The sequence below is a fragment of the Paenibacillus sp. FSL R5-0473 genome (assembly GCF_038004565.1).
GTDB classification, from domain to species: domain Bacteria; phylum Bacillota; class Bacilli; order Paenibacillales; family Paenibacillaceae; genus Paenibacillus; species Paenibacillus amylolyticus.
Map to the genome: position 1 here is coordinate 6,319,165 of NZ_JBBORL010000001.1, position 11,944 is coordinate 6,331,108.

The 11,944-nt window shown below is 49.7% G+C and carries 10 protein-coding genes; 8 read left to right on the forward strand and 2 right to left on the reverse strand.

Going from position 1 to position 11,944, the window contains the following annotated elements:
- Positions 1-9 precede the first annotated feature (9 nt).
- The 4 genes from MKY28_RS27785 (at position 10) to MKY28_RS27800 (ending at position 4,282) form a co-directional block, all read left to right on the forward strand.
- Entirely contained in the window at positions 10-648 is a 639-nt protein-coding gene (locus tag MKY28_RS27785; protein WP_036671680.1) for a helix-turn-helix transcriptional regulator, read from the forward strand.
- A 733-nt stretch (positions 649-1,381) separates the two neighbouring features.
- On the forward strand, positions 1,382-2,431 hold the full coding sequence (locus MKY28_RS27790; protein WP_047840843.1) for an ABC transporter substrate-binding protein: 1,050 nt from the start codon (positions 1,382-1,384) through the stop codon (positions 2,429-2,431).
- 193 nt (positions 2,432-2,624) lie between these two features.
- Positions 2,625-3,485 (forward strand): ABC transporter permease, encoded by an 861-nt coding sequence (locus MKY28_RS27795; RefSeq protein WP_051154091.1) that lies wholly within the window; start codon positions 2,625-2,627, stop codon positions 3,483-3,485.
- Between the two features lie 2 nt (positions 3,486-3,487).
- Positions 3,488-4,282, forward strand: coding sequence for an ABC transporter ATP-binding protein (locus tag MKY28_RS27800; RefSeq protein WP_036606660.1), 795 nt, complete (start codon positions 3,488-3,490; stop codon positions 4,280-4,282).
- Between the two features lie 145 nt (positions 4,283-4,427).
- On the opposite strand, the gene MKY28_RS27805 is transcribed toward MKY28_RS27800, so the two are convergent.
- Together MKY28_RS27805 and MKY28_RS27810 are read right to left on the reverse strand one after the other, a co-directional pair.
- Positions 4,428-5,009 (reverse strand): hypothetical protein, encoded by a 582-nt coding sequence (locus MKY28_RS27805; RefSeq protein ID WP_340937568.1) that lies wholly within the window; start codon positions 5,007-5,009, stop codon positions 4,428-4,430.
- Between the two features lie 30 nt (positions 5,010-5,039).
- Entirely contained in the window at positions 5,040-5,573 is a 534-nt protein-coding gene (locus MKY28_RS27810) for a hypothetical protein (RefSeq protein ID WP_047840839.1), read from the reverse strand.
- A 197-nt stretch (positions 5,574-5,770) separates the two neighbouring features.
- On the opposite strand from MKY28_RS27810, the gene MKY28_RS27815 reads away from it, so the two are divergent.
- The 4 genes from MKY28_RS27815 (at position 5,771) to MKY28_RS27830 (ending at position 11,907) form a co-directional block, all read left to right on the forward strand.
- Positions 5,771-6,268 carry a DUF6385 domain-containing protein gene (locus MKY28_RS27815; protein WP_091012617.1) on the forward strand — a complete coding sequence of 166 codons (498 nt, stop codon included), beginning with the start codon at positions 5,771-5,773 and terminating at the stop codon, positions 6,266-6,268.
- Between the two features lie 45 nt (positions 6,269-6,313).
- A complete protein-coding gene (locus MKY28_RS27820; RefSeq protein ID WP_340937569.1) occupies positions 6,314-7,618 on the forward strand; it encodes a DUF6385 domain-containing protein in 1,305 nt (434 codons plus the stop codon).
- 79 nt (positions 7,619-7,697) lie between these two features.
- Complete coding sequence (locus tag MKY28_RS27825) at positions 7,698-9,980, forward strand: glycosyltransferase (RefSeq protein ID WP_340937570.1); 2,283 nt, start codon at positions 7,698-7,700, stop codon at positions 9,978-9,980.
- Positions 9,937-11,907, forward strand: coding sequence for a tetratricopeptide repeat-containing glycosyltransferase family 2 protein (locus MKY28_RS27830; RefSeq protein ID WP_340937572.1), 1,971 nt, complete (start codon positions 9,937-9,939; stop codon positions 11,905-11,907). The genes MKY28_RS27825 and MKY28_RS27830 overlap by 44 nt, the downstream gene beginning before the upstream one ends.
- Positions 11,908-11,944: the final 37 nt, after the last annotated feature.

Here is an 11,944-nt window from a genome sequence, read left to right on the forward strand (position 1 = left end):
GTGCTGATCGTGAAGCGCGAAGAGGAACGAACGACGCGTGAACGGATTTTGTTCATGCTGAAGCAGCAAGGTACATTGACCGCGAGGGAAATGACAGCTGATCTGGGTCTGACCGGCATGGCCATTCGCCGTCATCTGACGGCACTGGAGCAGGACGGCTGGATTGAGGTTCGGGAGGCCCGGGCTACGGCCGGACGTCCGTCCTCGGTGTACCAATTGACGGTACGTGGGGACAGCTTTTTTCCAAAATCATATTCCTCCCTTACGCTGGAACTGCTTGAAGAATTGTCTGACTCAGCCGGGAGCGGTGTGGTAGATGCATTGTTCGAGAGTCGCCGGGACAAGTTGCTTCGCAGCGGATTGCCACAGATGGAGGGCCAGGATCTGGCTGGACGGGTGGAGGAACTCGCTCGAATCCAGAATGCCAACGGATATATGGCGGATGCGTCTAGAGATGCAGATGGAACCTACGTCATTACGGAAATGAACTGCCCGATTGTGCAAGTCGCGAGTGTCTACAAGCAGGCTTGCCGCTGTGAACTGGAACTGTTCCGCTCGCTACTTCAAGCTGAGGTGGAGCGTACCGAATGTTACGCCGATGGCGGCAAAAGGTGCAAGTATGAGATTCGCGAAGCGTCGGGGAATTAACTGGGTGAGAGTTTGAAAAAAAGATAATAAAAGATATTCAAAGTGTAAAGAAGAAGAGATGGTATCGAGTTTCGTCGAGGCCATCTCTTTTTTTATATCCTGCGTTACGTGAAACTGTATGAAAGAAATTTCTCTAACGAACCCTATAGACGCTATTTTCCTTTCCAAAGATCTTTTCAAAATTTAACGAATCGTAAAGGCGCTATTTTGCTTAATTTGGCCGATTCTCGGTATCGAATTCTAATATTAGAATGAATAACGAGTGTGAGGTTCGTTAGGATTTGCATATCGTGATTATTCCCCCAATAAGATGTCTCGGGTTCGTTAGCATTGGAGAAAGGGCAATTTTATTGTTTGGCGCTAACACGTTGGCTTGGTGCAGCTGGTCAACGTGATGCGCTAAGCACATTACAGCTTCTTGACTAGGCAACTCGCATAACTTGCGGGTTGCTTTTTTTCTTTATGTAATGTTTTCTATCACAACCATACGATGAAACTAAATTGGAAGCGGTTCAACCATTGACGGATATCGGGACGCCCCTTAATATTAGGGGAACAATAAAACACCAACACGGGTCATGGACTTCAGTCGCATGAGAAAAGTCTATATTTGTCTGCTTTTGTCGATCAAAGCAACAATGCGTTGAAGCGTTTGTTTTGTCCCGCCCTATCGTGTCAATGGAATCTCGATAAGGGTAACCACATTTTATAAGATGGAGAGGGGTTCTCACACATGAAAAAGAAATTTTGGATGTCACTGATGATGGTTGCTTCAATGATCGTTGCAGCAGGTTGCGGAAATAACAGCGGTACAGGCTCGGAATCCGAAGGATCGGGGACTACAACAGGTGGAGGCAGCGAGGAAAAATCATATCAGATTGCCATCTCGCAGATTGTTGAACATCCATCCCTGGATGCAACACGCGAAGGTTTCATCGCAGCCCTGAAGGAAGCAGGCATTGAAGAGAACAAGAACCTCAAAATTGATTACAATAACGCGCAAGGTGATTCGACGAACAACTTGTCCATTGCACAGAAAATTTCGGGTGATTCCAAAAACGATCTCGTACTTGGCATCGCAACACCATCTGCGCTGGCGCTGGCTCAACAAGTGAAGGACAAGCCATTGTTGTTTGCAGCAGTGACAGACCCACTGGGTGCCAAACTGGTGACCGATATGGATAAGCCGGGCGGCAATGTTACAGGTGCATCCGACACGAATCCGGAGGCTATCGTACAATTGGCTGACTTTATCGCTAAAAATCTGCCGGATGTGAAAACGGTGGGCTTGGTCATTAACGAAGGTGAACCAAATGCGGTGGTTATGGCAGATAACGCTGAAAAGGCGCTGGCAACACATAATATCAAGCTGGTGAAAGCACCAGTTACGAATACATCTGAAGTAAAACAGGCAACGGATTCTCTGGTTGGCAAAGTAGACGCCTTCTACATTACGCTGGATAATTCTGTGGTGAGTGCGGTTGATACGATCATCCAAACGGCAAACAGTAATAAAATTCCGTTCTTCTCCAGTGATCGGGATACCGTTGAAAAAGGAGCTTTTGCAACGGTTGGCTTCAAATATTATGACCACGGATATCAGGTGGGTGAGATGGCTGCAGATATTCTGAAAAATGGTACAAAACCTGGTGATATGAAAGTCACCGTTCCGGACAAACTGGATCTGATCCTGAACCTGAAAGCGGCTGAAGCCCAAGGTATCACGGTTACGGATGAGATGAAAGCGGAAGTAAAAGACCAGGAAAACAACATTATTCAATAGAATCAATTCATAAATTTAATGAGTTATGAGATTGATTCAATAATCTGACCGGAGTCTAATCCGGCAGTATGAATGCGAGGCGAACATGCAACGGGTTCGCCTCATTCTTTTCGATAGACAGGGAGGAAGTAGTGTGAGTATAAGCTGGAATTCAATTGAAGGGGCGATCGAGCTGGGGCTTCTATACGCACTGATGGCACTTGGTGTTTATATTACGTTCCGCATACTCGATTTTCCTGACCTTACCGTAGACGGAAGTTTTACAACAGGAGGCGCAATCGCGGCGGTTATGATCTCCAATGACTTCTCTCCTTGGCTTGCCTGTTTGGCGGCAATGGCTGGCGGCATGGTGGCTGGGGCTTGTACAGGTCTGCTTCATACCAAAGGCAAAATCAACGGATTATTATCCGGGATTTTGATGATGATCGCGCTCTACTCCATTAATATGCGTATTCTTGGCGCACCGAATAAATCCATTATGGGTATGGATAATCCATTCTCAGGTGAGCATGTCATGGTGTTAATTATCATCGTCGTGCTGGTGTTTAAAATTATGCTCGATCTGTTCATGAAAACAGATGTTGGACTGGCACTCCGCGCGACAGGTGATAACAAACGTATGATTCGCAGCTTTGGTGCAAATACGGATGTGACTACGATTGTAGGGGTCAGCTTATCCAATGGATTGGTTGCCCTGTCCGGTGCATTTATTGCACAGCAATCAGGTTTTGCAGACATCACGATGGGCATCGGTATGATCGTTATCGGACTGGCTTCCGTGATTATCGGTGAGGCCATTCTTGGAGCAAGAACGGTATTCTGGGCTACACTTGCAGCGATCGTTGGTTCAATCATTTATCGGATTGTGGTCGCGCTTGCCCTTCAAGTCGAATGGTTTGATACATCTGATCTGAAGTTGATCACCGCGGTGATCGTCATTATTGCTCTTGTATTCCCAACGATGCAGCGCTCCATGAAGCAGCGTAGTCTGGCTCGCAAACGAACGGAAGAGTTGATGCGATCCGGGGGTCATCAGGCGAAGGGAGGTATGTGATCATGCTGGAGATTACGCAAGTAACCAAGCTGTTCAACCCAGGTACAACGGATGAGAAGACCGCGCTGGTTGGTGTGAATCTGACGATGAATCCGGGAGACTTTGTGACGGTGATTGGTAGTAACGGGGCCGGTAAATCTACGCTGATGAACATCATTTCGGGTGTGATGAAGCCGGATATGGGCGATGTACTGATCAATGACCGCTCCATCAAAAACCTGCCGGAGCATAAACGCAGCAGCTGGATTGGCCGGGTGTTTCAGGACCCGATGGCAGGAACAGCACCACATATGTCCATTGAAGAGAATATGGCGATGGCATACAAACGTGGCAAAGGACGCGGACTAGGCTTCGGAGTTACCCGTGCCAGACGGGAGATTTTTAACACGCAACTGGAGAAGCTGGGAATTGGACTGGAGAAGCGTCCGAATGCAAAAGTGGGTCTCTTGTCTGGTGGGGAGCGGCAGGCACTTAGCCTGTTAATGGCTACGTTTACCCAGCCGCAAATTTTGCTATTGGATGAGCATACGGCAGCCCTTGACCCATCACGTGCCGAACTGATCACGGAACTAACGGAGACACTTGTGCGTGAGATGAGACTGACTACATTGATGGTGACGCACAATATGGAGCAGGCCATTCGTCTGGGTAACCGTCTGATCATGATGGACAAAGGCCGAATAATTCTGGATGTCAGCGAAGAGCGCAAGCGTACGTTGACTGTCCCTGAGTTGCTTGGTGAATTCGAACGGATTAGCGGCAAAAAAATGGCAGATGATCGTGTCGTGCTGGGTTAAGACGAGGGAACACTTGTTCGTGGGTGCGGGAATCGGACAACATTTTTTATCATCATTGCATCTACAATATAAAGAACAGCCGCTTTCGGTACTCATCCGAAGGCGGCTGTTTGCACGTTGCCTTTGTTATACATCGTTGAACAAATCACACTTCCCACCAAGCAAAATAAGCAGTGGAGGCCATCAGCCCACCAACCGAAAGTGATCCGTTGACAGAGAGGTTAATAGCTTGACCCGGAGGAACCACGTAACGGCCAAATTCATTGGACAGAAACGGCCCTGCTTGAAGGGGCATAGCCATCAATGGCGTCGCTCCTGAAGGTGTAGTAGCAGAGAATCGTACCGTGGCTACGCTGGTATTGCTGCTGGAAAGATTGCTGTTTACCGATGTGAGTGTGGTGGGCGATGTCAGTGTTCCATTAGCGCTCAGACTCATGGAACCGCTGAAGGAAGATAATAGATTGAGTGATACCGTAATTCCACCAGAGAGCCGCGATACGTATAGGTTTTTCCCACTCCCTGCGGGATTGGCCAATTGTACGGTGGCGATAACTGTTCCTCCCAGCAACCCCAGTGTTGTGGAGTTGGTGGAACCTGCATTGTACAGATTGCCTGTACTGCCAGCATTATTCTCCGGAGGTGCAACAATACCGGGAGAAATATACGTGTTGGTGTTGGACGTATAGACGGGCTGGCTTAACGGATTGAATACATTATTATTTGGCACAGTGTGCACCTCCTTTTATCAGGATCAAACTCAGAATTCCCACCAGAACAGATTAATGGCTGCGGTCTGATTCCCCGTGCCTACGCTAATGGATAATGTTTGTCCCGGTGGAACAATAATGGAGCCATTCAGACCCAGTGAATACATTCCTGCAGTGAGCGGAATACTTGCAATGCTCGTGAAGGTTCCCCCCAGAGTACCTGTATTTTGTCTTGTGGTAACTACACTGGCGTTGGTATTTCCGAGTAACGTATTGACGGGCACTGGTGTGCTACCAACAGTCACGGTTCCTCCTGAATAGATAACAAGAGTAGCTGCCGCTGTTGTGCCTCCTGTGAGGCTGGATATACGTATTGTTCGGCCGCTGCCAGCCGCATTCAAGATCTGTAGAAGAAGATTCTGGTTGGAAGGAATTAAGGTATTGTTGGTCGTTAGGGCAAAAAAACTGCCTGCAGCAGCTGCACCGCTGTCTGGTGACGCTTCAATGCCCGGGGCTGAGAAGGTATTGGTCAGTTGAGTAAACAGGGGACGATTAGATTGGTTGAATACATTATAGTTGGTCATCTCATCCACCTCCCATAGACCAGTTCATTTGAGCAACATTCCGATTGATTCGCATTTCATTGTACTTGCAGTGTATGTGAAAGAAGCAAAATGGATTGGGGACTGAGCCGTATATCTGGAAATAACGGCGGTTGCCGTGCCCGTATATCCAATCCGGGCATACGATGCGTAAGCACATTTTTTAAGGGGAAATCGAGATGAGTCGAACAGCGAAGCAAAGCAAGAAGAGAACGAAGCAACCAACTAAATATGTCAGTCGCCGCCGCTCCCGTCATTCCTGCCGCGCTAAATTGCTGAAACCCCCTTGTTCCCGGATTACTCGTCCCCGGTTCAAGCAGGGTGCTTCCTCACGTACGAAACTCCCTGGTGCTATTCATTGTTTTACAGAGCATACGTATGTCGGAGCCGAAACCAGTAGCAGCATGGATTCACTCCCGGCACAAGACACCTCATCACTCAGCATGTATACCTATGGCGTTGTGAATCGGGGAAAACATCCGGCTCTTGTACAGATCCAGATCAGCCCCAATGCCGTGGATTATGCTGTGGACAGCCAGGAGGTGGTCGCGGGAGGCCAGACCAAAGCGCTGGTACCATTGCGATTTTTGCACTATACCCGGCTTGCAATTCGATCCGTTGAACCGGATCAGCCGACCCGGCTCGATGTTTACTTTCAGGCGCAGCGTATGCCATAAGGGAGTATGATCTCACAGATTTGACCAGGGAGGAGGACGAGGCACATGCCTAACTTTACAACGTTTAATACGAATCCGGATAATCTGAGAACGTTGATTTTTGGCCAGGATAGTACAGGCACAGCCCAGCCTGTCAGAACAGATACGAGCGGGAACGTGGTTGGCATTATTTTGGACGGAACGATCAGTAACATCTCAGGTCTGACCACGGTTACAATTAACGCCGGAACCATTACCAACATTCTGAACGGAACGATCACGAGTGTACTTGGAGCGACGATAACAGCAGGTACGATCAACAGTGTGCTTGGAGCCACAGTAACAGCAGGTACATTGACGAATTTGCTGAATGGTACGATCACAAGTGTATTGGGAGCAACGATCACGGCGGGAACGATTACAAGTGTACTCGGGGCAACCGTAACAGCAGGAACGCTGACAAACTTGTTGAACGGTACAATCACGAGTGTGCTCGGAGCCACGGTGACCGCAGGAACACTCACAAACTTACTGAATGGTACGATCACAAGTGTATTGGGAGCAACGATTACGGCGGGAACGATCACGAGTGTGCTCGGGGCCACGGTGACCGCAGGAACATTAACGAACTTACTGAATGGTACGATCACAAGTGTATTGGGAGCGACGATTACCGCCGGAACGATCACAAGTGTGCTTGGAGCAACGATTACAGCGGGTACCATCACAGGTATACTCGGAGCGACAATTACAGCAGGAACAATGACGAACCTGCTGAACGGAACCATTACCAGTGTACTCGGTGCAACGGTAACAGCGGGGACGTTGACGAACTTGCTGAATGGTACGATCACGAGTGTATTGGGAGCAACGATTACCGCAGGAACACTGACAAACTTATTGAACGGAACCATTACAAGCGTACTTGGCGCAACGGTAACTGCGGGGACGTTGACAAACCTGCTAAATGGTACAATCACCAGTGTGCTCGGTGCTACAATTACCGCGGGAACACTTAGCAGTGTGACGTCCATTTCACAGAAGAGTTTCCAGGAGTCCCAACTCATAAGCACCCCGACCGCCAACACCTTCACAGCGCTCCCGGCGGTTACGACCAGTGTATTTGGCACGTATTCTTTCTTTGTATATAACCGGGGGCCGGGTGTAAACCGGGTAGATGCTCTTGTTGAGATTAGCGCCAACGGAACGAACTGGTACACGGATGTGACGACGGTAACGGGCATTTTGTCCGGGTCAGTCGATGTATTGGTACCGCAGCGTTTTCTCAAATACACGCGTCTTTCCTATCGCTCCAGCCTAATCGGCGCACCAAGCACGATTGATGTGTTCTTCAATGGACAAGGCACATAACCCATTTATTTGTCATATAGGTACATGGAGTTCCTTTGGTGGACTTCATGTACTTTTTTTGTATTGGAGGTGGTTTGATTTGAAGAACCGTTTACTTGGAATCCATATGATTGTGCAAAATGAAGAACATCACCTGCCCCGCTGTCTCGACAGCTTGAAGCATATCAGCACGGAATGTTTTATCACCGATACTGGCTCATCTGACCGTACACCCGAGATCGCCAGAACGTACGGAGCAACGGTGTTGCACGCCTGTTGGGAAGATGACTTTGCCCATGCACGAAATATCACTTTGCCTCTGGCGAGCACAGAATGGGTCCTGTGTTTGGATGCCGATGAGTACGTTACGCAGGGATTGGAAGAACTGCTGAATTATTTACCTAAAGTCCATAAAAGCATTTCAAGATTACGTATTACCATAGAGAATCGATACGGTGAAGGGGTGGAAGAGAGGGTAATCTCCCAGCCGGTGAGACTATTCCGTGCTCATCAAGGATATCGATACAAGGGGCGTATTCATGAGCAATTGGTTCGTAGTGGCCCAAGCGAGCTTGTCCAAGAAGTGGCTGGTGATATGGATAAGAGCGAGACCTGCACAGGTGAGGAACATATGTTGATCGAGACTGAACCGCTTGCTCCATTATGTCTGATACATGATGGATATCTGGCCTCAACGATTGCGAAGGAACACAAACCAAGACGTAATTTAAAGCTGATTGAGCGGGAACTCGCAGATGAGCCTGCACAGCCTTTTCACCTGTACAATCTGGGAGTAACGTATTGCCAGCTTGGTCAGATTGAACAGGCAATTGAAGCGTTCCGTGAATCATTGTGCTTGACAGAGCTGCTTGCACCATATCGACCTACACTGGTTAGGGATTATGCGAAGGCCCTTGTGGGATCGGAACATTACGACGAGGCGCATGCAATTCTGGCTGTGGAAAGACAGCGTTATCCATCCTATGCTGATCTGCACCTGTTGTATGGGGAGACGTTGGAGCAGCAAGGTTTGGAGGAGCGTGCATATCAATCCTATGCCCGAGCAACGGACTGCCGGGAGGGAACAGACCGTGTTGGACAGAGTGATAGCGGTAGCACGTTAGGCGCGTCATATATAACGGAAGCGGGTTCTAACAGTTACAGAGCCTATACCGCCATGGCAAGACTTGCACAGAAACGGGGATTCCTGAATGAGTCTGCACATCTGTACGGGCTGGCTCTGGACGGCATGTTCACATATGCTCCGGCATGGACGGGGTTGGCAGATGTGCTGCAGCAATCCGGTGAAACGGATGAGAATATAGCAGAAGCATTGCTTGCCAGATGCCGAAGAATCGAGGAATCGGGCCACGGTGATTCGATTCGTGGTGAAATGCCCCATTCATATAAAGTTACAAATGAGGATCATCTGGTGCAAGTGATTTATGTTCTGGCAGGATGTGGGGCATATAAGCAGGCAATGAAAATGCTGGATACAGATGCGCGTACTGCTCGTATCCATGTAGCGGATCGAATACATTGGATGTTATGTATGAATAGGGTTTCCGAAGCACTGCAACTGGCAGAAGAACACTGGAGCGTGGGGTGTGTGCATGAAGTCAATCTGCCGGCTGAGCACAGAATGGATTGGGCACTGGCTTGTTGGACCAACGGATTACGATTATCCGAGGCATTCCTCGCAACTACGCTTCCACAAGAAAAGAACGTTTGGAAGGTCATGGATCGACTGCTGGATCAGTTGATCAAAGAGCCGCGAAGCATGAAACCTGCTTCACAAGAACAAAAGCTTATGCAATGGGGTCCGCAGGCAGAGATGGTAGCAGAGAAGGTTGTGCAGCAAGCCGTAAAGACAGGACAGCTTACACTTGCTGAGCAACTGCATGAGTTGCGGGCCATGATGATGTGTGATCATTGGGGAACGACTTTAACTCGAAGGCGAAAGTTTGCAAGTCTGCTGTATCGTCAGGGGTATACCATGGTAGCCGCGAACATCCTGATTCAGTGCATGACCGAGAGTGAGCTGGATGCTGAAGGTTTGTTCTGGCTAGGTGAAACGCTGTATGCCAAAGGCCACAACGATCAAGCGCTCTCTCTGTTCGAGCAGGCATTGGAGCGGGAGCCTGATATGTGGCAGGCCCGAGCTGGAGCTGCTGTATGTTACTTGCGATTGGCAATAGAGGCGATTCGGAAGGAATTGGTTCGATCTCCTTCTTCAGGCGTACTCGCTGCACAACATAATGCACTGGAACAAAGGCTGCGAACGACCGAGGGTATGCCGTGGCGTACGCTTTTCCATGCAAAGGAAAGGAGGAATCAGCTTGCGAGCGGAACGAATTTCCCTATGCATGATCGTGAAGGATGAGGAAGAGTTGCTGCCTCATTGTCTTGCCAGTGTCCAGGGAGCGGTGGACGAAATTATTGTGGTGGACACCGGTTCGTCGGACCGAAGCGCAGAGATTGCGCAGCAATATGGCGCGTTGGTTGTGGGGTTTGAGTGGTGCGAAGATTTTGCCGCAGCACGGAATGCTGGCCTGGAGCACGCTTCCGGCGACTGGATTCTCTTTCTTGATGCGGACGAGGCGCTCGATAGGGTTGCGCGGGAGCAGATCAGGAGCTGGACGTCGGTCAGCGGATGTGACGGATTGTTTTTAAACATTCATAACTATACAGGTACGGGTCAGCAGGGGGTCACCGTGAATCCGGTTTTGCGTCTCTTCCGTAATGCCCTGGAGCATCGGTTCGAAGGTCGGATTCATGAGCAGATTGCGGCGGCGATTTGCCGTAGGAATTCAGAGGCTGCTTTTCATGTGACGGACATGGTCATCCATCATTATGGGTATCAGACGGCGATTGTGGAGCGCAAAGATAAGGTGAACCGTAATGTTCGCCTGCTGCAACAGGCAGTGCAGGAAGAACCTAATCAACCGTTCCATCACTATAATCTGGGTGTCGAGTATCTGCGTGTGGGGGAAGCGGAGCGGGCCTTGGAGACGTTTGGTGTGGCTCGGATGGGGATTGATCCTGCGGTGACCAGTTACGCGCATTTGCTGTTCAAATATGAAGTTCGTTGTCTCCAGCATCTGAATCGCTGGCAGGAGGCATTAGATCGCATCGATGCTGCGCTTGAACTCTTTCCAGAGTACACGGATCTGATGCACCATCGCGGGGTATGTGCAGACGCATTGGGTGATGCAGATCGGGCAGAATATTCGCTCCGTGAAGCTGTCCGTATGGGACCACCTCCACCCATATACCATACGGAAGAAGGAATAGGCACCTATCAGACGTGGTATACGTTAGGACGATTACTGGAAGGAAGGGCAGATCTGGAGGGTGCGGTAGATGCTTACGTGGAAGCGGTACGTGCCAAATCGAGTCTGTTACCGCCGCTCTATCGGATATTCCGAATTATGCGAGTCTCCGGGCAGGAACATCAGATTCCAGAGCTGGTGAGGGAGCGCTTTGCACTCAGTTCGGAAGAGGCCACACACAAAGTATTGGGTATTCTGGAGCAATCTCGTTGTTATGATGCGGCTCTGCAATTGTTATCGGGTATATCCTCACAACCCTCTGCAGAGATGAGGGAGCGTTTATCTGTGGCGGAGGCGATGCTCCAAATCCAACAGGGAAGATGGAATAAGGCGCGTCTGAAATTGGAACCTGTGCAGCGGAAAAAAGGGCTGCTCGCGATCTCGTCTGCACGATGGCTCGAACGTTTGGAGTGGATCGAGGGGAAGAAAGCCAACGGAGATGATCCATTAACCTTGTGGTTGAAGCGTAGTTCGCAGGTGGGTGAAGGAACGAATGAGGAACCTGATGTGAAGACAGGACGAATTGCTGGTCTGAGAGCGACAAAGAAGAAGGACATGGACTCCAGCATAGACGGAACGGTCGCAGGAACAGAGTATGATGGCTGGCAGGCCCTTGGACTGATGATGGAAGGATGTGTACAGTCCGGGAGATGGCAAGAGCTGCATAGCCTGATTCAGATGTGTCGACAGCAATTGGCGGGAGCAGGGTTATCGGTGGGAGAGAGCGTTCGAGTGGGAGAGAAGGAGAAAGAGATGGAAGGGAAAAAGGAAAACGGGAAGGTGAGTGACATTGAGTCGTTCCCTGGGGCTTCGGATACCCTGACGGGAACAAGCTGGCTGGTGAGTGGATTGGTCAGTGCTGCGGATCATCATCTGGAGGTGTTCGCTCAGCATGCAGATGGACAGCGGCACCGTTGTTGGCCTGTCGTTCAGCATATTCGGCTGGAGTTGCCGGGAGCGGACGGGTTTGAGAGCTGAGAGGGGATCAGGCAGGTCCGGGGTCAAACTTAAATCA

What these genes read in the sequence shown, in the direction of transcription:
- MKY28_RS27795 (WP_051154091.1), top strand. Translation starts at nt 2,625, where the DNA reads ATGGCACTTGGTGTTTATATTACGTTCCGCATACTCGATTTTCCTGAC.
- MKY28_RS27790 (WP_047840843.1), top strand. Translation starts at nt 1,382, where the DNA reads ATGAAAAAGAAATTTTGGATGTCACTGATGATGGTTGCTTCAATGATC.
- MKY28_RS27820 (WP_340937569.1), top strand. Translation starts at nt 6,314, where the DNA reads ATGCCTAACTTTACAACGTTTAATACGAATCCGGATAATCTGAGAACG.
- MKY28_RS27810 (WP_047840839.1), bottom strand. Translation starts at nt 5,573, where the DNA reads ATGACCAACTATAATGTATTCAACCAATCTAATCGTCCCCTGTTTACT.
- MKY28_RS27800 (WP_036606660.1), top strand. Translation starts at nt 3,488, where the DNA reads ATGCTGGAGATTACGCAAGTAACCAAGCTGTTCAACCCAGGTACAACG.
- MKY28_RS27815 (WP_091012617.1), top strand. Translation starts at nt 5,771, where the DNA reads ATGAGTCGAACAGCGAAGCAAAGCAAGAAGAGAACGAAGCAACCAACT.